We start from the raw sequence: 21,914 nt of genomic DNA, 5'->3' as shown, positions 1-21,914 counted from the left end.
GGGGGCAGGGCAGACCAGGCGGTCATCTTGGCATGCCCAGGTCAGCCTTCCGGGCGGGCGCGGAAAACACCAGAGGCGGCGGGTGTCAGAGCGATGACGGATGCGCCAATGGGGAGGGTGGGGCGGCCTGTCGGGAGTCACCGGACCGATTCTGGACACAACTCCCTTGCCTGACAGCCGAGTTGCTGTAAGGCAAGTTGCCGTCAGGCAAGGAAACCCTAGGAGTCCTCGCTCCGCGGCTCCCAGCCCTCGTAGGCGGCCGTCAGCAGCCCCAGGACGCCGTGCGCGGTCACCTCACGGGGGTTGGGGTACGACTCCGCGGCGGCCAAGGTCGCCGCGCGGGCCAAGTCGGCCTCTCTCAGGCCGAGTTCGGCGAGAGTGCGGGGAGCGCCGAGGCCTCCCGCGAGTTCCCGCAGGGCGCGCGGGACGTCGTCGGTGTCCATGGCCCGCGACAGAACGGCGATCGCCCGCGGAGCGGCGGGCGCGTTGTAGGCGAGGGCGTACGGGAGAACCACGGTGTGGGTCTCGGCGTGCGGCAGACCGAAGGTGCCGCCGAGGACATGGCACAGCTTGTGGTGCAGACCCATGGTCGTAGCGCCGAGGCAGGCACCGCAGAGCCAGGCGCCGTACAGGGCGCGGGCGCGCGCCTCGGGATCGCCGGGGGCCGCCACCACGTCGGGAAGGGCGCCCGTCATCGCCCGTACGCCCTCCGCGGCCATCAGGGAGACCAGCGGGGAGACGTCGGGGGCGTACAGCGCCTCGACCGCGTGCGCGAGGGCGTTGACGCCGCTGGTCACCGAGAGCGGGACCGGGAGTCCGAGGGTGAGTTCGGGGTCGTAGACGACGCAGCGGGGCTGCACGGAGGAGGCGCGTCCGGTGCGTTTGGCCCCGTGCTCGGTCAGGCCCCACACGGACGTCATCTCGGAACCGGAGTAGGTGGAGGGCACGGCGATCAGCGGCAGGCCGGTGCGCAGCGCGATCGCCTTGCCGAGGCCGATCGCGGAGCCGCCGCCCACGGCGACGCACCCGTCGGCGCCCGTCGCGCGCGCCACCTCGACCGCCTCGTCGGCGACCTCCACGGGGACGTGCATCCGGGCTCCCGAGTGCACCCCCACGCAGCTTTCACCGAGCGCGTCCGCCACCGACCGGGCGACCTCCGCGCCCCGGCTGCCGCACACCACGAGCACCCGGTGCAGCCCGAGCCGCGCGGCCTCCCCCGGTGTCGCGGTCACCGAGGCGCCGGCCCGGAAGACGACCCGGGCGGGCCGGGTCTCGTAGGAGAAGTCGAGCGGGGTGCTCGGCGGGGTGGTCATACCGGCTCCAGTACGAGGTCGACGCGGGCGTGCCGGAAGGGGTTCGCGACGCCGAACTCCCGTGCCGACGCGGGGTCGTCGGTCTCGGCGAAGTCCTGGACGAGGCTCCGCTTGACGGCGAAGACGGCGTCGGAGTCCAGATAGGGGCTGCCCGCCACGAAGATGTGCGTGGTGACCGGGGCGTGGCCCTCGGCCGAGGCGATGAAGTGGATGTGGGCGGGGCGCCAGGGGTGCCGGCCGGTGGCCGCGAGCAGGGCGCCGACCGGGCCGTCGGTGGGGATCGGGTACGGGCTCGGAACGCAGGTACGGAACCGGAAGCGGCCCTCGGCGTCCGCGGTGAAGAGCCCGCGTCCGTTGCCGGGCGGCTGGACGTCCGGCCGCTGCACGTCGTAGAAGCCCTCGCCGTCGGCCTGCCACACGTCGAGGACCGCGCCGGGCAGCGCGGTGCCGTCCCGGGACAGCACCCGGCCGCTGACCACGCACGGCTCGCCGGTGCCGACCAGGTCGATGGTCGCGCCGAGGTCCCGCGCGGGCGACTCCGTCATGTGGAACGGGCCGAGGACCGTCGACTCCGTCGCGCCCGGGTCACGGTGGCCGTTCAGGTTCTCCACCAGCATGGAGACGCCGAGCACGTCGGACAGGAGGATGAACTCCTGGCGGGTGTCCGTGCACGTCCGCCCGGTCTCCGTCAGGAACGCTATGGCGCTCTCCCACTCCCCCGTCGTCGGCCTTGTCTCGCGGACGAAGGCGTGCAGATGGCGGGTGAGCGCGCCGAGCAGCTCACGCAGCCTCGGGTCGGCCGTGCCCGCGAAGCTGTCGACGACAGCGTCGGTGATGTCCGTGGTGAGTTCCTTGGCCATGCCGCTCCCGTGGTCCCGCCGGTCGTCCTGCCGGGCGGACACCAGGCTACGAGGCCGCCGGGGCACACCGTTCAAAGCTGACGAACCTCTCCGCCGCGTCCGGCCCACTGGGCCGAAACAGTGTGGCCGACGCCGAAGGACGCGCGATACCCCTTTCCGTGGGGCATCGTTGACCTGGAGCATCACGCCCGCACCGGACGCACGGAAAGTATGATCAAGCAATGTCTGACTTGACCGAAACCACGCCCGGCTGGCTGTCCCGTGACGAACTGGAATCGGCCCGCGCCCGTATGCCGATCCTGTACGTCGAGGCCGTACCGGTGCGCGTCGACGACAACGGCGAAGTCACCCACATCGGGCTCCTGCTCCGTATCGGTCCGGACGGGACGGTCAGCCGTACCCTCGTCTCCGGCCGGGTGCTGCACCACGAGAAGGTCCGCGACGCCCTGCTGCGCCATCTGGAGAAGGACCTCGGCCCGGTGGCGCTCCCCCGGATCCCGGCCTCCCTGCATCCCTTCACCGTCGCCGAGTACTTCCCGACGCTGGGCGTGACGCCGTTCCACGACCCGCGCCAGCACGCCGTGTCCCTGGCGTACATCGTGCCGGTGACGGGCGACTGCCGCCCCCGGCAGGACGCCCTCGACCTGGTGTGGTTCAGTCCGGAGGAGGCCGCGTCACCGGTGGTCACGGACGACATGCCGGGCGGTCACGGCGTACTGCTCAGGCAGGCGCTGGCGTACGTCGGACGTATCGCCTGACGCGGAGAGCGGGAGAGCCGACGGACACCCCGGACACCGTCCGGCGGCGGGCCAGGACCGTGCCCGGCGCCGCCCGACGGGCTGGGACGACGGTCCGTGGGTGCGGACCTACGGACCGTCACCACCCCGTCCTACCGGCCGCTCCACACCGGGCCGCGCTTCTCCGCGAAGGCGGCGGCGCCCTCGCGCGCGTCCTCGGAGACGAAGACCGGCGCGATGATCCGCTCCTGCTCCTCCCAGCCCTCGGCCAGCGTCCAGTCCGCGCTGGAGCGCGCGATCCGCTTGGTCGCGGCGACCGCGAGCGGGCCGGCCGACGCCACCCGCGCGGCCAGTTCCAGCGCGCCTTCCAGCGCCTTCCCCTCGGGCACCAGCCGGTTGACCAGGCCCACCTCCGCGCCACGCTGCGCGGTGATCGGATCGCCGGTGAGGAGCATCTCCATGGCGATGGCGTACGGGATGCGGCGCGGCAGCAGCAGTGCGCCACCGGCGGCGGCCACCAGGGAGCGGGTGACCTCCGGAACCCCGAACCTGGCCGTCTCGCCCGCGACCACCAGGTCGCAGGCGAGCAGCAGCTCGAACCCGCCGGCCAGCGCCCAGCCCTCGGCCGCGCCGATCAGCGGCTTCTTCGGCGGGGTGATCGTGATGCCGGCCAGGCCACGGCCCTCGATCGCGGGGCTCTCGCCCCTGAGGAAGGCCTTGAGGTCCATCCCGGCGGAGAACGTTCCGCCGGCGCCGGTCAGGACGCCGACCCGGAGGTCGTCGGACGCGTCCAGCTCGTCGACGGCGTCCGCGATACCGCGGGCGACTGCCAGGTTCAGGGCGTTCTTCGCCTGCGGCCGGTTGATGGTGATGATCTGCACGCCGTCGCGGCGTTCGACCAGGACTTCGTCCGACATGTCGTTCGTTCTCCTTGTGGTGCGGTCGTTCCGGCTCAGGTGCTCGGACGACGTGTTCTTCGGCCGTTCGACGGCGCTGGCCTTCTTCAGCCGTTCGACGGCGCGGATCGCAGGATGCCCGCGAGGAAGGTGTCGCAGAAGACGTCCGCGATCTCGCGCGGCGGAAGTCCGGCGTCCTTCTTCAACCAGACGTACGAGTAGTTGAACATTCCGAGGATTCCCTTCAACGCCACGGCCTCGGGCAGCGGTTTGAAGTCCCCGGCGTCGATTCCCGCGTCGAGCGCGCGCCGCCACACCTGCTCGTACTGCTTGCGCAGATCGAGCACGGTTTCCATGAGCGGTCCCGTGAGCGCGGTGAAGTCCCGGTAGTGGACGGTCCATTCGAGAACGTGGTCGGCGATGTTCTCCATCAGCGTCCGGGCCAGTTCTCTGAACCGTTCCTCGGGATCCTCCACGCGCTTCTCGATGTCGAGCGCGATCTCGACCATGACGCGCAACTGGGAGGCGCTGATCTCGAAGAGCAGTGCTTCCTTGTTCCCGATGTGGTGGTATAGCGCGCCTCTCTGGAGCCCTACAGCCGCCTCGAGTTGGGCCATCCCGGTGCCGTGGTAGCCGTGCTCGGCGAACAACTCCGCCGCCGCACGCAGAATCCGAGCTTTCTGAGGTGACTTGGGGGCCATTGACCTGCCGTTCTCGAGAAGGTTGCCGGGGGAGGTAGAGACTACCGAGGGTCGTCGCGCCCACTCGCGGGCGCCGGTGCCCTCGCTGTCAGCCCTCTTCCGGGGCGTCGGGCCGGCCGAGATACGCCGGGTTGGCCACGAGCAGCTTGTCCCGCACCGTCCCGACGACGGCTTGAACCACGCGGGGGTTCACAGGTGTCACGGCGCCGGAGCGCAGGGCTTCGGCGAGGTCCCGCTCCGTCGCGAACCCGAGGCCGTCCAGCCGCTCGCGATGCCGCTCGGTGACCTCGGCCGAGAGCAGGAGCTCCCGCCGTACGATCCGCAGGGCGTTGGCCGCGACCCTGGCGAGGTAGCTGCCGCCGCCCTGCGAACCGAGCTCACCGCGGGCGAGGGTGCGCTCGACCACGGCGAGCAGGTGGTCGGCGTCCGGTGCGTCGTGGGGCGCGGCGCCCGTGCCGACCGTCTCGGACTCCGCGGCGTCGACGGCTGCCAGCCTGTCCTCGGCCTTCTCCGGCCGGGTCAGCCCGAGTGCGAGCAGCAGGTCGAACTCCGCTTCGCACACCCGGCGGCCGATCACCGCGTGTTCGAGCGAGTCCTGTTCGCCCTCCAGGTGTACGGCGGCCTGCTGACGGCAGATCAGCACCCAGCGGATCGTGCTGTAGACCTCCCACCAGCGCAGTTGCGCGTCGGTCGGGCGCCAGCCGGCCACCTGCTCGTATCCGTCGAGGAGCTGTGCGCGGGTGCCGAACCCGCCGACCGGCAGGGCCGAACCGAAGCGCCATGCCTTCACGCAGAGCCATCCGAGGTCCTCGACGGGGTCCCCGCGGTGGACCAGTTCCCAGTCCAGGACCGCGCGGATGCCCTCGGGACCGACGATGGCGTTGCCGTTGCGCAGGTCTCCGTGGACGACGGTGTCGGTGACGGCGGGAACGGGGTGGTCCTCCAGCCAGCGGATGCCGAGTTCGACCGAAGGGCGGGGCGAGTCCCAGCGTTCGGCCAGGGCGCGCAGCGCCGCGATCGGGGCCTGCCGGTCGAGCCCGCCGAGGGTGTCGGGGGACATCGTGTGGATCCGCGCGGCGATGGCGCCGAACTGTGCCGCGAGGGTCTCCCGTGCCGTGGCGTAGGCGTCCTCGCGCAGCAGGCGGCGGGGGATCACCTCGCCCGCCACATGGCTCATCACGATGTAGGGGTTGCCGCCGAGCGACGCCCCGCTGTCCACCAGCTCCGGGACCGGCACCCCGGCCGCGGCGGCGGCGGCCATGACCTTGGCCTCCAGGTCCATGGTCGCGGCACCGGCCGGGCCCGACAGGTCGCGTCGCAGCACCAGGTCGCGGGAGCGGCCCGCGACCTCGGCGGTGAAGCGCATGGTCTGCCGGCTGGCTCCGCCGGGCAGGGCGCTGGGGACGGTGGCCGTCACCGGGGCGCCCCAGGCGGCGGTCAGGCGCGTCTCGATCTCCTCCTGGTCAGTCATCGAGACCGTCCTGGAGCCAGGGGGCGCGGGAGGGGTCGGCCAGCAGTCGTCGCGCGACGACCATCCGGTGGACCTCGTCCGGGCCGTCGTAGATGCGGGCGAAACGCGCCTCGCGGTACATCCCTTCGAGGGGCGTGTCGTCGGTGACGCCGAGGGCGCCGTGGACCTGGATCGCGCGGTCGATGACGTTGTGGAGCATCTGCGCGGCCCAGAACTTGACGATGCTGATCTGGATGCGGGCCTGTCCGTCGCGGTCGAACTGCTTCGCCGCGTCCAGGACCATCAGCCGTGCCGCGTGGATCTCGGCGGCGGACTCCGCGACGTAGCGCTGGATCTCGCCCTTCTGGGAGAGCAGCGAGCCGTGGGCGTAGCGGGTGTTGGCGCGTTCGACCATCAGCTCGAAGGCGCGCTGGGCCTGGCCGAGCCAGCGCATGGCGTGGAAGATCCGGCCGGGGCCGAGGCGGATCTGGCCGACGGCGAATCCGCCGCCGCGCTCGCCGAGCAGGTTCTCGTAGGGGACGCGGACCCCGGTGAGGCGGATCTCGCAGTGGTCCCCGCCGGTGGAGCCCATGGTCTTCAGGACGCGGACGACCTCGAAGCCGGGGGTGCCGGCGGGCACGACGATGGCGGACAGGGCCTGGTGGGCCTTGACGTCGTCCGGCTCGGTGCGGGCGTAGACCGTGGTGAACGCCGCGTTGGAGCCGCCGGTGGTGAACCACTTGTGGGCGTCGATGACCCACTCGTCGCCGTCGAGCCGGGCGGTGGCCTGGATGAGCGTCGGGTCCGATCCGGCGACCTCCGGCTCGGTCATCCCGGTGCTCGGGGTGATGTCCCCCGCCACCAGCGGAAGCAGCCAGCGCTGCTTCTGCTCCTCACTGGCGAAGCGGTGGAGCATGATCGCGTCCTGCATCGACAGCGTGCCCGCCGCGAGCTGTCCGTACTTGGAGCGGCCGATGATCTCGTTGACCAGCGCGAACTCGTAGAACGGCAGACCGCCGCCGCCGATCTCGGCGGGGTGGCCCAGCGCCCACAGGCCCTTTTCCTTGGCGCTCGCCTGCAGGCGCCCCAGCGCGACGGCGGCGGTGTCGCCGCCCGCGTCCAGGGCTCGTTCGGCGGGGATGACCTCACCGTCGACGAACTCCCGCATGGCGGCGCGGAGTTGTGATCCTGAATTGCTCATGGGCTTCATTCCTGACAGCAGCGGACGGGCAGGGCGGTGCGTCGTTCACTTGGGGGGAAGGCGGACGCCCCCGTCGATCCGGATCACCTCACCGTTCATGTAGCTGTTGGACAGCAGCTCCCACGCGAGGCTGGCGAACTCCTCGGCCTGGCCGAGCCGGCGCGGGAAGACGACGTCCTTGGCGAGCTTGGCCTTGAACTCGGCCGGGTTCGGGACCGTGTCGTAGATCGGCGTCTCGATCAGTCCGGGCGCGATGGTGTTCACGCGGACGCCTACGACCCCGAGGTCACGGGCCAGCGGCAGGGTGAGTCCGACGACGCCGCCCTTGGAGGCGCTGTAGGCGACCTGGCCGATCTGTCCGTCGAAGGCCGCCACCGACGTCGTGTTGACGATCGCGCCGCGCGCGCCGTCGGCGTCGGGCTCGTTGTGGGACATCGCGGTCGCGGCGAGGCGGACGACGTTGAAGGTGCCGATCAGGTTGACCTCGACGACCTTGCGGAACGCGTCGAGGTCGTGGGCCGAGCCGTACGAGCCGTCCTTGCCGACGGTGCGGGCGAGGCTCGGGATGCCCGCGCAGTTGACGACGACGCGCAGCGGGGCGTCGGACACGGCGGCGTCGACGGCGGCGATGACCTGGTCGGGGTCGGTGACGTTCGCGGCGATGAACCGGCCGCCGATGTCCTTGGCGACCCGCTTGCCGCCGACCTCGTCGAGGTCGAGGACGGTCACCTTGAGTCCCTTGGCGGCGAGGAGGCGGCTGGTGGCCTCTCCAAGGCCGGAGCCTCCGCCGGTGACGATCGCCGAGCTGCCTGCCAGTTCCATCGTTGACTCCTTGGTTCGTGTGCGGTGCGGGGTGCGGGCGGGCTCGTGCCCGGCCGGTGTCCGGTCAGCGTTTGCGGACGAAGGCGGCGATGGCCGCCTGTGCTTCGGGGGAGGCGATCACCGCGACCTGGTTGTCGATCTCGGCTTCGAGTGCCTCGGCGAGCGAGGTCTGCCAGGCGTTGTTGAGCAGCGACTTGGTGCCGGCCAGCGCCGAGGGCGAGAGCTTGCGAAGGCGGCCGGTGAGGGCGTCCACCTCGGCGGCCAGTTCCTCCGGCGGCGCCACGGAGGTGATCATTCCCCAGTCCAGCGCGGTGGCGGCGTCCAACGAGTCGCCGAGGAAGGCCAGTTGACGCGCCCTGCGCTCCCCCACCAGTCGGGGCAGCAGCCAGCTGCCGCCGCTGTCCAGGGACAGTCCGCGCCGGATGAACAGCTGAAGGAAGCGGGACCGGTCGCTGGCCATCACGAAGTCGCAGGCCAGCGCGAGGTTGACGCCCGCGCCCGCGGCGATCCCGTCGACCATCGCGATGGTCGGGAACGGTGCCTCGTGCAGGGCGAGGACACAGCGGTTGGAGACCCTGATCCGGTCGGGCAGCGCGTCGAGGTCGTCGAGCAGTCCCTCGACGTCCGAGCCGCCGCAGAACGCCCCGTCGGCTCCGGTGACCACCACCGCGCGGGTGGCGGGGTCGGCCGTCAGCCCGGCGAGCAGGGCCTCCAGCGCGCTCCACATCGTGTCGGTCATGGCGTTGAGCTTGCCGGGCCGGTTCAGGGTGATGGTGGCGACGCCGTCCCGTGTCTCGCAGTCGACGCTCATCGGCGGGCCCGCTTGTCGGGTGCGTCGATGGACCGGCCGATGATCTCCTTCATGATCTCGTTGGTCCCGGCGTAGATGGTCTGCACCCGTGCGTCCAGGAAGGCCCTGGCGACCGGGTACTCCTCCATGAAGCCGTAGCCGCCGTGCAGTTGGAGGCAGCGGTTGACGACGTCCTGCTGGAGATCGGTCGTCCACCACTTGGCCTTGGCCGCGTCCTCGGCGTCCAGTTCGCCGGCCAGGTGACGGCGGACGAGGTAGTCCACGTAGACCTGGGCGACCTCGGTGGCGGTGAGCATCTCGGCCAGCTCGAACTTGGTGTTCTGGAAGGAGGACAGCCGCTGTCCGAAGGCCTCGCGCTCCCGGCAGTAGTCCATCGTCCAGTCCAGGACGGCACGGGCACCGGTGATCGCCGAGACCGACAGCGCCAGGCGCTCCTGGGCCAGGTTCGCCATCAAGGTGGCGAAGCCCGTCCCCGGCTCGCCGAGCAGGTTCGCGGCCGGCACCCGGGCCTCGTCGAAGAACAGCTCCGCGGTGTCCTGGCTCTTCAGCCCGATCTTGCGCAGGTGGCGTCCGCGGCTGAAGCCGGGGGTGGCGTCCTCCACGACGATCAGGCTGAGGCCGCGGTGGCGCTCCTCGGGGTCGGTCTTGGCGGCCACGACGACCAGGTCGCAGTTGAGGCCGTTGGTGACGAACGTCTTGGAGCCGTTGACGACGTAGTGGTCACCGTCGCGGATCGCGGTCGTACGGACGGAGGCCAGGTCCGATCCGGCGCCGGGCTCGGTCATCGAGATCGCGCCCATGATCTCGCCGGTGACGAAGCCCGGCAGCCAGCGGGCCCGCTGCTCCTCGTTGGTGGCGCTGAGCAGATAGGGCAGCACGATGTCGTTGTGGAGCGTGATGCACATGCCCGAGCCGATGACGTTGGCCCGCTGAAGCTCCTCGGAGATGATCACGTTGTAGCGGAAGTCGTCGACGCCGAGGCCGCCGTACTCCTCCGGGACGGCCATGCCCAGGAAGCCCTGGGCTCCGGCGGCCAGGAACATGGACTTGTCGACCCGGCCCGCCGCCTCCCACTTCTCGTGGTTCGGGACGATCTCGGCCTGGACGAAGGCCCGGAAACTGCTGCGGAAGTCGTCGTGGGTCTCGTCGAACAGATCACGGTGCACAGCCATCGCGTGCCTCCTCTCTCATCGTGCGGTCCATCCGCCGTCGACCGCGAGGGTCTGTCCGGTGATGAAGCTGCCGCCGGGTCCGGCCAGCAGCAGCAGGGCTCCGTCGAGTTCTTCGGGCCGGCCCGGCCGGCCCATGGGGGTGTTGCGTGCGATCCAGCGGCTCGCGGACTCGTCGGCCAGCATCTCGGCGGTCAGTTCGCTGGGGAACCAGCCCGGCGCGATGGCGTTGACGCGTACCCCGGAAGGGGCCCATTCGGCGGCCAGGTGCCGGGTGAGGCTGATGACCGCGCCCTTCGCGGCGCCGTAGGCCGACTGGGGGACGGGGGCCGAGGCGACGAGCCCGAGGACGGAGGCGATGTTGACGATCGCCCCGCCACCGCGCTCCGTCATGGACTTCGCGGCGAGCACGCTGAGCTGGAACAGCGCGGTCACGTCGATGTCGAGGGTCTTGCGGAACGAGGCGAGCGGCTGATCCACGGCGGGCAGGGCGTCGGCCCAGCCGGCGTTGTTGACCAGGATGTCCACGCCGCCGAGCTGTTCGGCGCGGGCGATCAGGGCCGCGCAGTCGTCCTCGTCGGTGATGTCGCACCGGTGGGCCACGATGCCGTCGTGCTCGGCGGCCAGTGACTCCAGGAGGTCGGTGCGGCGGGCCCCCGCGACCACGGTGGCACCGGCCGCGGCCAGCGTCAGGGCGAACCGGCGCCCGAGTCCGCTGGAGGCCCCGGTCACCACGGCGACCTTGCCGCTCAGGTCGATGACGTGGGCCCCCGGGGTCACGACAGCCTCTCGATGACCGTGGCGTTGGCCATGCCGCCGCCCTCGCACATGGTCTGGAGGCCGAACCGGCCGCCGGTGCGCTCCAGTTCGTGCAGCAGGGTGACCATCAGCTTGGCGCCCGAGGCGCCGAGCGGGTGGCCCAGCGAGATGCCGCCGCCGTTGACGTTGACCTTGGCCGGGTCGGCGCCCAGTTCGCGCTGCCAGGCGAGGACGACCGAGGCGAAGGCCTCGTTGACCTCGAAGAGGTCGATGTCGTCGAGGCTCATGCCGGACCGCGCGAGGACCCGCTGGGTCGCCGGGATCGGGCCGGTCAGCATCTCCACCGGGTCCGAGCCGGTCACGGCCATGTGGCGGATGACCGCGCGGGGGCGCAGGCCCAGCTCGCGTGCCTTGTCCGCGCTCATGATCAGGACGGCGGCGGCACCGTCGACGATCTGCGAGGAGTTTCCGGCGGTCACCCGGCCCTCGGGGATGAAGGACGGCTTGAGGCCGGCCAGTGCTTCGGGGGACGTGTCGCGGATGCACTCGTCGGCGAGCAGGGTGTCGCCGGGCTCGGTGACCTCGCCGGTCTCGCGGTCGCGCACCTTGCGGGGCACGGGGACGATCTCCCGGTCGAAGCGTCCCTCGTCCCGGGCGGCGGCGGCGCGCTGGTGGCTCCGCAGGCCGTAGGCGTCCAGTTCCTCGCGGGTGAGCTTCCACCGGTCGACGACCAGTTCGGCGGAGATGCCCTGCGGGACGAGACCGCTGGCTCCGTACGCCTCGCGGTCGGCGTAGCGCTGGTGCGCCGCCTCGCCGTACACGGCGCGGATGTCGCCGCCGGGAGCGTTGGAGAACATCGGCACGGTCGACATGCACTCCAGACCGGCCGCGACGACCACGTCGCAGGTCCCGGCCATGATCGCCTGTGCGGCGAAGTGGACGGCCTGCTGGGAGGAGCCGCACTGCCGGTCGATGGTCGTGGCGGGCACGGTCTCGGGCCAGCCCGCGGCCAGGACGGCCGTCCGGCCGACGTTGGTGCTCTGGGGACCGTTCTGGGTCACGCAGCCCATGATCACGTCATCGATGATGGCGGGGTCGATGCCGGAGCGCTCCTGGAGCGCGATCAGCGTCCGGGCCGCGAGCTCGGCGGGGTGCCAGCCGGACAGGGAGCCGTGACGCTTGCCGGAGGCGGTACGGACCGCTTCGACGATTACTGCTTCGGGCATGGGAAACCTTCTCGGGGACGACCGGGACACGAGGGGTGCGCGGTCGGTGGGGTACGTCGGTCGGGTACGGGGCTGACGGCTGCGGCGGTCAGGCGGACGGGGCGAAGCCGCGCTCGGCCATCCAGCCGGTGATGACGCCGATGGCTTCGGCCAGCTGGGGGCGCTGGTCGGGTCCCGCGTAGTAGTGCGTGGCGCCCTTGACCACGTGCAGGGTCTTGTCCGGGTGGCCGACCGCGTCGAAGAGGCGCTGGGTGTGGCTCGGGGTGCAGGCGTCGTCGGCGCTGTTGCCGATCACCAGCGCGGGGACCTTCAGGTCGGCGGCGCACTTCACGCCGTCTCCGTTGGCGTCGTCGTAGCTCCACTGGGAGAGCCAGCCGCGCAGTGTGTTGAACCGGGCCAGGCCTACAGGGCCGTTGTTGACGACCTTGGGGTCGCCCAGGTAGCAGCCCGGGGCGCGGTCGCTGGGGTCGACGGCGGGGTCGAGCCAGCGCGGGTCGGCCATCGTGCCGTGCACCACGAAGCCGCGCTCCTCCAACTCGCGTCCGGACTCGCGCAGTTCGGCGAGCTGCGTCTTCACCCAGGCGGTGATCCTGCGGTTGCGGGCGATCTGCGCGGCCCGGTAGCGCTCGATGAACTCCGCTGTGTACGGCGGCTGGTTCGGGTTCTCCGGGTCGTACAGGTCGAGTTCGCGGTCGCGGACGTCCGGGTCGGTCTCGTCCAGGATCGAGGCGTCCAGCCACTCGGTCATGGTGCCGTGCCGGCTGACGTGCGCGGCGAGCAGCATGATGCCGTCGGCCGGAGGCAGGTCGCAGCGGGTGAGGTCCGGGGCGTCGCCGGCCGGGGTGGCCGTGACCGTCGGGTTCTGCGCCTGCTGCTGGTAGTACAGCGACAGCGAGCCGCCGCCGCTCCAGCCGGCCAGCACGACCTTGGCGTAGCCGAGCCGGTCGCGGGCGTCGCGGACGCAGGCCCCGAGGTCCTGGACCACCTTCTCCATGATCAGGGCGTTGTCGACGCCCCGGTAGCGGCTGCCGCAGTAGATGACGTGGTGGCCGGCCCTGGCCAGGGCGTTCATCATCGGCAGGTAGGCGCCGCCGCCGATCGGGTGCATGAACACGATGACGGTGTCGGACTCCACCTCCTTGGGCTTGAGGAGGTAGCTCTCCAGGGCGACCATCGCGCTCGGCCCGCCGTACGTGTCGCGGTAGGCCGAGGTGTCCTCGAACATCACCAGGTAGGGGATGCGGTCGTACGCGTGCTTCTTGGCTTCCGTGCTCATATCTGGATCTCCGGGTCTGCGGCGCCGGCTTCGGCCGCCGCGGTGAGGACCGCCTCGCTGGGCACCAGCCGCCGCCGGGTGTCGACGGCGATGATCTTCCATTCGACCCGGGTGTCCCGGTCGAAGCGGCGCCGGGAGCGTTCGCGGGCCTTCTCCGGGGCTCCGTGGTGCGTGCCCTGGGGGGCGTGCGAGACGATGCCCGGCGGCAGGTCGATCCCGAAGACGTTGCCTCCGTGGAAGAAGGCGATCTCGTCGAAGTCGACGTTGCGGTGGTACCACGGGTAGCGCTCGGTCCCGGGCACGCCCTCGGCGACCCTGGGCAGGAAGTTCATCACGTACACGCCGGTGGCCTGCATGAACAGGTGCACGGTGGGCGGCAGGTGCACGCTCTCCGAGGTGATCACGTTGTAGTCGTCGATGTTGAAGGTGAAGGGGAAGTTGTCGCCCCGCCAGCCTTCGGCGTCGCACGGGTCGTGCGGGTAGAAGATCGAGGTGTGCCGACCGGAGTGGTACAGCCGGACCTCGTACTCGTCGCGGCCGTCGTCCTCGACCACGGCGGCCTCGGGGACCACGACGAGCGCGCTGTCGAACGGGAAGTGCCGGCCGAGGACGCCCGCCGGCGGGACGCGGAACTCGTCCACCGCCTCGACGACCAGGACGCAGCTTCCGCCCTCGTCGGGGACCTGGCGGTAGGTCGTCGCCTTGGGAAGGTAGACGTAGTCACCGGGGCGGTAGGCCAGCGAGCCGAACTCGGTGACGAAGGTTCCGGTGCCCTGGTGCACGAAGTGCAGCTCGTCGCCGTCGACGTTGCGCACGTAGAACGGCGCGGGGGCGTTGCGCATGCTCAGCGAGATCCGGCAGTCGGCGTTGCTGAACATCAGCAGCGGCGCGCCGCTCGGGTCGTCCCTGTCCGTGGGGGTCAGCGCGCTCGCGGCGATGTCGACGCCGGTCAGCGGACCCTCGCTGCGGTACTGGGTGGGGTCGTGACGTCGGTAGAGGTGCGCCGTGCGGCCCTCGAACCCGCCACGGCCGAGCTCGTCGTCCTTGAGACCTTCGAGGTCCGCGTGGATCCTGCGGGGCGTCGTGCCTTTCCGCAGGTGGGTGAATGACTCCACTTACCGCTCCCGTCTTCGTCCGGGGCGCCGGATGTTCTGGCATCCGGCGCCCCGGCACCGAATCACCGTACCGACTGATCGGTACAGTAATCTGGCCAGGTGTTCCCGTCAATGGTGGGCTGTCAGGGCCGACCGTGCCGTTCGGCACACCACGGTCGGCGTTCCGGTCAAGGTGCCGCCGTCGCCGCCAGCCGTATGTTCAGCGGGCTCGGGTCCACGTATTCCTCGATCCGGCGGATGTGCCGGTCGTCGCAGAAGACCCTGAGCATGGCGGGCATACGGATTCCTTCGCACCGCCCGCCGAGTTCGACGACGTGCTGCTGTACGAACCCGTCGTCCAGGACCGTCCGCCGCACGTCCGCATAACGCAGCGGGCCGGCCTTCGCGGCGAGCCAGGAGAGCAGCCGCAGGCTTTCCACGCGCGTCTGGTCGACGTCGTCGTAGTTGTGCCAGACGGTCACGTCCGGGCTGTACAGCGCCTCCAGTTCCGCGAGGTCCCCATGGGAGACCGCTGCGAAGAACCGGTCGGCGAGCGCGGAGACGCCCGCGCTCATGCCCGCTCACCCTCCGGCTCGCCGGTGGGGCCGTAGTTGAGGGCCAGACCGGGGCGCGGCCAGTCCACCTTGATGAGCTGTCCGGTGCTGGCCATGGTCATGTAGGCGGTCCGCAGGCCCTCGCCGCCCCAGCAGATGTTGGTCAGGCCCGGGTCGTTGTCGACGTGGATGTCGACGAACTCCACCAGTTCGCCCTCCGGGCTGACCACGGAGATGCCGGTGTGGACCATCGACGCCACGCAGAGGTTGCCGTCGGCCTCGATGCCGAGCCCGTCGAAGTTCGTGTAGTCGGGGGCGGTGTACAGGAAGTTGCCGCCGCCGGAGCCGCCCATGGACAGGCCGCCCTTGATCTCGCCCGGCGCGGTGACCTCCCACCACCACACGCGCGCGGTGAAGGTCTCGTTGACGTACAGCCGCGTGCCGTCGGGCGAGAGGCCGATACCGTTGGGGCCGTCCATCCCACCGGTGAGCAGCTTGATCGAGGTCCCGTCGGCGGTCGCGTAGAAGAGCCGGCCCTTGTCGCCGGTGACCCCGTCGCTCTTGCCGTAGTCGGTGAAGTACATCCCGCCGTGGGCGTCGAAGACCAGGTCGCTGGCGCTGCGCAGTTGCTGCCCGTCGCACTCGGTGTAGAGGGTCTCCACGGAACCGTCCGTGAGGTCGACCGCCTGGATGCTGCCGGTGACGTAGTCGGGCGCGATGCCGACGGCCCAGGTGAAGCCGGCGACCTCGAAGCCCATCATGCCGCCGTTGTTGGTGACGTAGACCCGGCCGTCGGGGCCGAGGGCCGCGCCGTTGGGACCGCCGCCCAGCTCGGCCACCACCGACACGGTGCCGTCCGGAGTGATCCGCGTCAGCTTCCCGCCCAGGACCTCGACGACGAGCACGTCACCGTTCGGGAGCGCGACCGGCCCCTCGGGGAACTTCAGTCCGGTGGCAAGAGTGGTGACATTCATTTGCTTTCCCTTCCCGGGATGTTCTTTGCAGCTGACTTTTTACGTTTGTTCCGACGGGCCTTCAGTTCAGTGCCAGGCCCCGCCGCGGCCACTCCACCTTCAGCAGCTTTCCGGTGCTGGAGGCGGTGATGTACGCGGTGGTCAGGTGTTTTCCTCCAAAGCAGATGTTGGATATGCCCGGGTCGCCGCCGACATTGATGTCGACGAACTCCACGAGGTGGCCCTTCGGGCTCACCACCGAGATGCCGGCGTGGATCATCGACGCCACGCAGACGTTGCCTCCGGCCTCGACGGCGAGCGAGTCGAAGTTCGTGTAGTCGGGCGCGGTGTACAGGAAGTTGCCGCCGCCCGAACCGCCCAGCGAGAGACCGCCCTTGATCACTCCGGGGGCCGTGACCTCCCACCACCAGACCCGCGCGGTGTACGTCTCGCTGACGTACAGCCGCTTGCCGTCCGGCGAGAGCCCGATGCCGTTGGGGCCGTCCATCCCGTCGGCCACCTTCCGGATCGAGGTGCCGTCGGCGGTGGCGTAGAACAGCCGCCCCCGGTCGACGGAGGTCGCGCCGGTCTTGCCGTAGTCGGTGAAGTAGAAGCCGCCGTGGGCGTCGAAGACCAGGTCGTCAGGACCGCGCAACGGCTGCCCGCCGGCCTCGGTGTAGAGCGTCTCCACCGACCCGTCGGCGAGGTCGACCGCCTGGATGCTGCCGGTGACGTAGCCGGCGGGGGTGCCGCCGGCGAAGGTGAACCCGCCCACGTCGAAACCGTTCAGGCCGCCGTTGTCGGTGACGTAGACCCGGCCGTCGGGGCCCAGGGCCGCGCCGTTGGGGCCGCCGCCCAGCTCGGCCACCACCGACACGGTGCCGTCCGGGGTGATCCGCGTCAGCGTCCCGCGCAGCACCTCGACGACGAGCACGTCACCGTTCGGGAGCGCGAGGGGCCCCTCGGGGAACTTCAGCCCGGTGGCCACGACGGTCGCCTTCGGCTTCCGGCTCCCGCCCGGCCCGCCTCCCCTGCCGTCCGCGGCGGTGGCCGCGCCGACCGGGCCGAGCACCGCGGCGCCCGAGGCACCCGCGGTCACCGCGGTCATCCGTCCGATCAGCGACCGGCGCGAGAGGGCCCTGCGCGGCGGCGGTATGTCCTGACCGGCCTGTGCGGGCTCCTCGGTTCTTTCCATGGCCAACCGTCCTTTCGGTGCAGTTCCTGGTGAACGCGTTGCTGGTTTCGCCGTCCGGCCCGGGGCCCGTGCCCTCGGGCCGCCGCCGGAGCGAGGATCACCCCTCGTGGGGCGACTCCCCCGCCACGGACGTCACTCCCCGGTGCCGAACCGGTCCCGCAGGTCGTTCTTGCGGATCTTGCCGCTGACCGTCTTCGGCAGGGCGTCCGCGAAGAACACCGCGCGCGGCTGCTTGTACGAGGCGAGCCGGCTCCTGCACTGCGCCACGATGTCGTCCTCCGAGACCTCCTGGCCCTCCCTGCGGACCACCACGGCGGCCACCTTCTCGCCCCACACCGGGTCCGGCAGGCCGATGACCGCCGCCTCGGCGACCGCGGGGTGCTCGTAGAGGGCGTTCTCGACCTCGCTGGAGTAGACGTTCTCGCCACCGGAGATGATCATGTCCTTGGCCCGGTCGACGATGTAGAGGAAGCCCTCCTCGTCCTTGCGGGCGAGGTCACCGGTGTGGAACCAGCCCCCGGACCAGGCTTCTTCGGTCGCCCGCGGATTGCCGTGGTACCCGACGGTGACCTGGTCGCCCTGGACGACGATCTCGCCGATCTCGCCGATCTCGCAGTCCTCGCCGTCGGGCCGCACCACGCGCACGTCCACCAGGGCCATCGGCTTGCCGACCGCGTCGAGCAGGTGCTCCTCGCCGTTCACGGCCCGGATGTGGGCCGCCTTGTCGAGGGTCAGCATGTTCCCGCCCAGCTCGGTCATGCCCATACCCGCGTACACGATCGGTCCGAACCGCTCGATCGTGCGGCGCAGCACGTCGACGGGGATCTTGGAGGCGCCGTAGCCCATCCACTCCAGGCTGCTCAGGTCGTACTCGTCGATCTTCGGGTGGGCGAGGAGCATCGTCATCATCGTCGGGGCGAAACCGCCGCTGGTGACCCGGTGGTCCTGGACCAGCCGCATCCACTGCTCCGGGTCCCAGCCGGACATCATCAGCACCGAACCGCCGTTGAACTGGTGCATCGGCGTGAGGTACCCGGCGACGTGGCACAGCGGCATCGCGTTGAGGAAGCTGGTCTCCGCCGTCGGCTCGTAGGCGAGCACCGACTGGACCAGCGCGGTGTTGATGTTGCGGTGGGTGAGCTGGGCGCCCTTGGGGAATCCGGTGGTGCCGCTGGTGTAGAGCAGCCAGGCGACCTCGTCGTCGGTGACCCGCACCTCGGGCTCGGTCGGCCGGCCCTCGGCCACGAGGTCCTCGTAGCCGCGCACGCCGGGCCGGGACTCACCGATGACGACGATGTGCTCGACCGTCTCCAGATCGGCGCGGTGTTCGGTGAGCGCCTCCAGATACTGCTCCTGGACCAGGACGACCCTGGCACCGGAGTTGTTGAGGATCCACACCCATTCCTTCGGGTGCAGGCGGTAGTTGAGCATGGTCAGCGCCATGCCCACGGCGGGGACGCCGTAGTACGCCTCGACGTACTCGGGGTTGTTCTCGGACAGGATCGCGATCCGGTCGCCCCGCGAGGCGATGCCGAGGAGCGCGTTCGCGAGGCGCATCGCCCTCTCGTACAGCTCGGCATAGGTGCGGGAGCCCGAACCGTCCGCCATGACAAGCGCGTTCTTTTCCGGTGTCCGCATCGCGTTGCGACGCAGCACGTCACTGATCAGCATGGCGTTCTTCCTCCTGTGCGGTCGATGACCGAGGTGGCGGTGCGGTCCGGGAACGCGACCACGCGCCTCTCGACGAATCCGGTGATCTGCTGGTGGCTGTAGCCCGCCGCGCGCAGCACGTCGGCGGAGTCCCGGCCCGGCGCGCCGGGCGGTCTCGGTGCCGCGGGCCGGGTACGGCTGAAGCGGGGGGCGGCGGCGGGGTGCACCACCCCTTCGATGTCGAGGAACGTGCCGCGCGCACGGTTGTGCGGGTGGCCCGCGACCTCGTCGAGCGAGAGGACCGGGGTGACGCAGGCGTCGACATCGTCGAACACCGCCATCCATTCGGCACGCGACCTGGCGGCGAACGCCTCGGCGATGCACTCCTTCATCGCATCCCAGCGCCCGCGGTCCAGCCGGTCCCCGGCCGCCCTCGGGTCGTCGGCGACGCCGAGCGCGCCCAGGAGACGGTCGAAGAAGTACCGCTCGGCCGCGCCGACGGCCACGTACTCGCCGTCGGCGCAGCGGTAGGTGCCGTAGAAGGGCGAGCCCGAGTCGAGGGTGTTGGTGCCGCGTTCCGTGTTCCAGGTGCCGGCGGCGCGCATCCCGAGCACCGACGACAGCAGCAGAGCGGCTCCGTCGACGATGCCCGCGTCCACGACCTGCCCGGTTCCGGACTGCCGGGCCTCCAGCAGCGCGCAGACGATCCCGAAGGCCAGCAGCATCCCGCCGCCGCCCTCGCCGACCAGGTTCACCGGCGGTACCGGCGGCTGCCCGGCGAGTCCGATGGGATGCAGCGCTCCCGCGACGGAGATGAAGTTGATGTCGTGACCGGCACGGTCCGAGAGTGGGCCCCGCTGCCCCCAGCCCGTCATCCGGCCGTACACCAGGCGCGGGTTGCGGGCGCGGCACTCGTCCGGTCCGATGCCGAGACGTTCGGCGACACCCGGGCGGAAGCCCTCGATCACGGCGTCGGCGGTCCCGGCCAGCCGGAGCACGATCTCCGCGCCCTCGGGGGACTTCAGGTCCACGGCCACGGAGCGGCGGCTGCGCTCGGGGATCCGGAACCGGGGGGCGTCCATCCCGGGCGACTGCTCGATCGCGGCCACCCGGTCCACCCGGACCACCTCGGCGCCCATGTCCGCCAGCAGCATCGCGGCGAACGGAGCCGGGCCGACCCCGGCGATCTCCACCACCCGCACCCCGTCGAGAGGCCCGCTCATGTCCACCTCCAGTCGTCGTACCTCGTTGTACCGTCCGGTCGGTACAGGCATGAAAGCACAGCGCCCTCCGGTTCGTACAGACCTGAATCACTTCTGCCGCGGGACCGCCGCGGGACTGATCGAGGCGGTCCTGCACGACGTCGCGCGGCGCCGGCCGTGGTGGTGAAATCCGCTGGTCCACGGCTCGTACGAGCGCCGGCACCGCCCTCAAAACGGCGTGCCGGACCCACCCCTCGACCCTGCCGGGCAAGGGGTGACCGGAACGGGACCCGGGACCTGCCGCGGGCCGTCCGACAGTCCCGCCCGACGGCCTCACCCGGCGGCCTCACCCCGCGAGCGCGCCCGGCGGACGCTCCCGGTCCGTCCGCGGAGGGACCGGGCCTACCCGGTCATTCCCCGGACTGCTGGTCGGCCCTGTACCGGCTCAGGGACGCCCGCGCGGACAGCACGTGCGCCGTCATGACCGACTGCGCCCACGTCCCGTCGCGGGCGGTGAGCGCGTCGACCAGTTCCCGGTGCTGGCGCAGGCTGCGCGCCATCTCCTCCGGGGAGTAGTTGTGGAACGTGTGCCGTACGAGGGAGATCTCGATGACCCCGGACAGGATCCCGGGGAGCAGCGCGTTCCCTGCCGCCCGGTGCAGCGCGCGATGGAACCGCATGTTGAGTTCGGTGATGCGGTCGTCGGCGTCGTCGCCACCGGCGCGCGCCGCCTCGTCCATGGCGTCGCACAGCGCCCGCAGTTCCTCGCGCTCGGCCTCCGAACCGTCGCGCTCGGCGGCGCGGCGCGCTGCGTAGCCCTCAAGCAGCGCCCGCAGACTGAAGATGTCGTCGAGATCGGCGGCGTCGAATCCGGTCACCTGCGCGCCGCGGTTGGGGTGCAGGGTGATGAGCCCGTCGGCCTGCAACCGGCGCAGCGCGTCGCGTACGGGAGTGCGGCTCACCTCGTAGGTGGTCGCGATGTTCTCCTCGCGCAGCCACGCGCCGGACGGGTGGGCTCCGGTCAGGATGCTCCTGCGGAGGTCCTCGTAGACCCTCACCGACGGCTTCGTCATCGTTTCTGCTCCCGGTACGGCACCATGATCAGGGCGCGACCCGCTACCGCCGCGCGACCGTCCCCGCGGGTCATCGCGCGGGCGCGGGGAACCGTCCGGCACGCAGCAACTGCCCCGGCAGCGGCCTGCCGAGAACCTCCGTGATCCACGCTGCGGTGGACAACAGCGCGTCGAGATCGATGCCGGTGTCCACGCCCTGCCCTTCGAGCAGGTAGACGAGGTCCTCGGTGGCGATGTTACCGGTCGCCTTCGGAGCGAACGGGCAGCCGCCGATGCCCGCGACGGAGCTGTCCAGGACCGACACGCCGGCTTCCACCCCCGCGTAGGCGTTGGCGTAGCCGGTGTTGCGCGTGTTGTGCAGATGCAGGCCGAGCGGGATGCCAAGACCTGCCGCACCGGTGAGCAGCCGGGTCACCTGGTGGGGCACCCCGACGCCGATGGTGTCGGCGAAGACGAGTTCGTCGGCGCCGGTGGCGGCGACCCGCTCGGCGATGGCCAGTACGCGGCCCGGGTCGACCGTCCCCTCGAAGGGGCAGCCGAACGACGCGGCCAGCGTGACACTGGCCCGGCGGCCGTCCGCGTGGGCCGCCGCGACGATGTCGGCCGCCTCCGCGATCGACTGCTCGACGCTGCGGCCCTGGTTGCGCTCGTTGAAGGTCTCGGTGACGCAGAAGGCCATACGGGCCTCCACGCACCGGGTCTCCGCGAGCCGGGTGTAGCCGCGCCGGTTGAGGACGAGTGCCGCGAGGCTGACGCCCTCGGCGGGTTCCACCGCGGCGCAGACCTCTTCCGCCCCGGCCATCTGCGGCACCCGGGCGGGGTTCACGAAGCTGGCGATCTCTATGCGGTCGACGCCGGTGGCGGACAGCCGGTCGACGAAGTCCGCTCGCTGCCGTGGGCTCAGGTGTTCGGGCTCGTTCTGGAGTCCGTCACGCGGACCCACTTCACAGATTCTGACGCTCACGGGGTGTC

21 protein-coding genes are annotated in these 21,914 nt (G+C 71.1%); 1 reads left to right on the top strand and 20 read right to left on the bottom strand.

All coding sequences use genetic code 11. From position 1 onward, the window contains the following. Nucleotides 1–218: 218 nt before the first annotated feature. Both ACZ6KY_RS24395 and ACZ6KY_RS24390 read right to left on the bottom strand, forming a co-directional pair. Entirely contained in the window at nt 219–1,313 is a 1,095-nt protein-coding gene (locus tag ACZ6KY_RS24395) for a maleylacetate reductase (protein ID WP_469312399.1), read from the bottom strand. After that, the gene (locus tag ACZ6KY_RS24390; protein WP_469312471.1) at nt 1,310–2,173 is read right to left on the bottom strand and encodes a dioxygenase family protein; all 864 of its coding nucleotides are present in this window, start codon (nt 2,171–2,173) and stop codon (nt 1,310–1,312) included. Before ACZ6KY_RS24390 ends, ACZ6KY_RS24395 begins: the two co-directional genes overlap by 4 nt. Before the next feature lie 221 nt (nt 2,174–2,394). Between ACZ6KY_RS24390 and ACZ6KY_RS24385 the strand changes: the two genes are divergently transcribed. Beyond that, a complete protein-coding gene (locus ACZ6KY_RS24385; protein WP_355857722.1) occupies nt 2,395–2,931 on the top strand; it encodes an NUDIX hydrolase family protein in 537 nt (178 codons plus the stop codon). 131 nt (nt 2,932–3,062) lie between these two features. Here the strand turns inward: ACZ6KY_RS24385 and ACZ6KY_RS24380 are convergent, their stop codons facing one another. From ACZ6KY_RS24380 to ACZ6KY_RS24295, 18 genes are all read right to left on the bottom strand, one after another. Then, nucleotides 3,063–3,827, bottom strand: a complete 765-nt coding sequence (locus tag ACZ6KY_RS24380; protein ID WP_469312398.1) for a crotonase/enoyl-CoA hydratase family protein — start codon at nt 3,825–3,827, stop codon at nt 3,063–3,065. Nucleotides 3,828–3,913: 86 nt separating this feature from the next. Then, nucleotides 3,914–4,507 carry a TetR/AcrR family transcriptional regulator gene (locus tag ACZ6KY_RS24375; RefSeq protein ID WP_469312397.1) on the bottom strand — a complete coding sequence of 198 codons (594 nt, stop codon included), beginning with the start codon at nt 4,505–4,507 and terminating at the stop codon, nt 3,914–3,916. 88 nt (nt 4,508–4,595) lie between these two features. Beyond that, complete coding sequence (locus ACZ6KY_RS24370; RefSeq protein WP_469312396.1) at nt 4,596–5,978, bottom strand: phosphotransferase family protein; 1,383 nt, start codon at nt 5,976–5,978, stop codon at nt 4,596–4,598. After that, the gene (locus ACZ6KY_RS24365; RefSeq protein WP_469312395.1) at nt 5,971–7,158 is read right to left on the bottom strand and encodes an acyl-CoA dehydrogenase family protein; all 1,188 of its coding nucleotides are present in this window, start codon (nt 7,156–7,158) and stop codon (nt 5,971–5,973) included. The genes ACZ6KY_RS24370 and ACZ6KY_RS24365 overlap by 8 nt, the downstream gene beginning before the upstream one ends. A 45-nt stretch (nt 7,159–7,203) precedes the next feature. Beyond that, complete coding sequence (locus ACZ6KY_RS24360) at nt 7,204–7,980, bottom strand: SDR family oxidoreductase (RefSeq protein ID WP_469312394.1); 777 nt, start codon at nt 7,978–7,980, stop codon at nt 7,204–7,206. Between the two features lie 64 nt (nt 7,981–8,044). Further along, nucleotides 8,045–8,791 (bottom strand): enoyl-CoA hydratase/isomerase family protein, encoded by a 747-nt coding sequence (locus tag ACZ6KY_RS24355; RefSeq protein ID WP_469312393.1) that lies wholly within the window; start codon nt 8,789–8,791, stop codon nt 8,045–8,047. Then, nucleotides 8,788–9,957, bottom strand: coding sequence for an acyl-CoA dehydrogenase family protein (locus ACZ6KY_RS24350; protein WP_469312470.1), 1,170 nt, complete (start codon nt 9,955–9,957; stop codon nt 8,788–8,790). Before ACZ6KY_RS24350 ends, ACZ6KY_RS24355 begins: the two co-directional genes overlap by 4 nt. A gap of 21 nt (nt 9,958–9,978) precedes the next feature. Then, on the bottom strand, nt 9,979–10,740 hold the full coding sequence (locus tag ACZ6KY_RS24345) for an SDR family NAD(P)-dependent oxidoreductase (RefSeq protein ID WP_469312392.1): 762 nt from the start codon (nt 10,738–10,740) through the stop codon (nt 9,979–9,981). Next, nucleotides 10,737–11,945, bottom strand: coding sequence for a thiolase family protein (locus ACZ6KY_RS24340; protein ID WP_469312391.1), 1,209 nt, complete (start codon nt 11,943–11,945; stop codon nt 10,737–10,739). Before ACZ6KY_RS24340 ends, ACZ6KY_RS24345 begins: the two co-directional genes overlap by 4 nt. 88 nt (nt 11,946–12,033) lie before the next feature. Further along, a complete protein-coding gene (locus ACZ6KY_RS24335) occupies nt 12,034–13,221 on the bottom strand; it encodes an alpha/beta hydrolase family protein (RefSeq protein ID WP_469312390.1) in 1,188 nt (395 codons plus the stop codon). Next, on the bottom strand, nt 13,218–14,336 hold the full coding sequence (locus ACZ6KY_RS24330; protein WP_469312389.1) for a homogentisate 1,2-dioxygenase: 1,119 nt from the start codon (nt 14,334–14,336) through the stop codon (nt 13,218–13,220). The genes ACZ6KY_RS24335 and ACZ6KY_RS24330 overlap by 4 nt, the downstream gene beginning before the upstream one ends. Nucleotides 14,337–14,503: 167 nt before the next feature. After that, nucleotides 14,504–14,890: a nuclear transport factor 2 family protein gene (locus ACZ6KY_RS24325; RefSeq protein WP_469312388.1), complete on the bottom strand. Its 387-nt coding sequence runs from the start codon at nt 14,888–14,890 to the stop codon at nt 14,504–14,506. Next, entirely contained in the window at nt 14,887–15,843 is a 957-nt protein-coding gene (locus ACZ6KY_RS24320) for an SMP-30/gluconolactonase/LRE family protein (protein WP_469312387.1), read from the bottom strand. The genes ACZ6KY_RS24325 and ACZ6KY_RS24320 overlap by 4 nt, the downstream gene beginning before the upstream one ends. 61 nt (nt 15,844–15,904) lie before the next feature. Then, nucleotides 15,905–17,017 (bottom strand): SMP-30/gluconolactonase/LRE family protein, encoded by a 1,113-nt coding sequence (locus tag ACZ6KY_RS24315; RefSeq protein ID WP_469312386.1) that lies wholly within the window; start codon nt 17,015–17,017, stop codon nt 15,905–15,907. Nucleotides 17,018–17,149: 132 nt separating this feature from the next. Beyond that, complete coding sequence (locus ACZ6KY_RS24310) at nt 17,150–18,688, bottom strand: class I adenylate-forming enzyme family protein (protein WP_469312385.1); 1,539 nt, start codon at nt 18,686–18,688, stop codon at nt 17,150–17,152. Then, complete coding sequence (locus ACZ6KY_RS24305) at nt 18,682–19,941, bottom strand: CaiB/BaiF CoA transferase family protein (RefSeq protein WP_469312384.1); 1,260 nt, start codon at nt 19,939–19,941, stop codon at nt 18,682–18,684. The genes ACZ6KY_RS24310 and ACZ6KY_RS24305 overlap by 7 nt, the downstream gene beginning before the upstream one ends. Before the next feature lie 338 nt (nt 19,942–20,279). Further along, nucleotides 20,280–20,942 (bottom strand): GntR family transcriptional regulator, encoded by a 663-nt coding sequence (locus ACZ6KY_RS24300; protein ID WP_469312383.1) that lies wholly within the window; start codon nt 20,940–20,942, stop codon nt 20,280–20,282. A gap of 70 nt (nt 20,943–21,012) precedes the next feature. Beyond that, nucleotides 21,013–21,906, bottom strand: a complete 894-nt coding sequence (locus ACZ6KY_RS24295) for a hydroxymethylglutaryl-CoA lyase (protein ID WP_469312382.1) — start codon at nt 21,904–21,906, stop codon at nt 21,013–21,015. Nucleotides 21,907–21,914 lie beyond the last annotated feature (8 nt).

The organism is Streptomyces sp. NPDC042002 (assembly GCF_055588305.1).
Note: the sequence above shows the minus strand (reverse complement) of the source record. Positions and strands in the feature narration are given on the sequence as shown.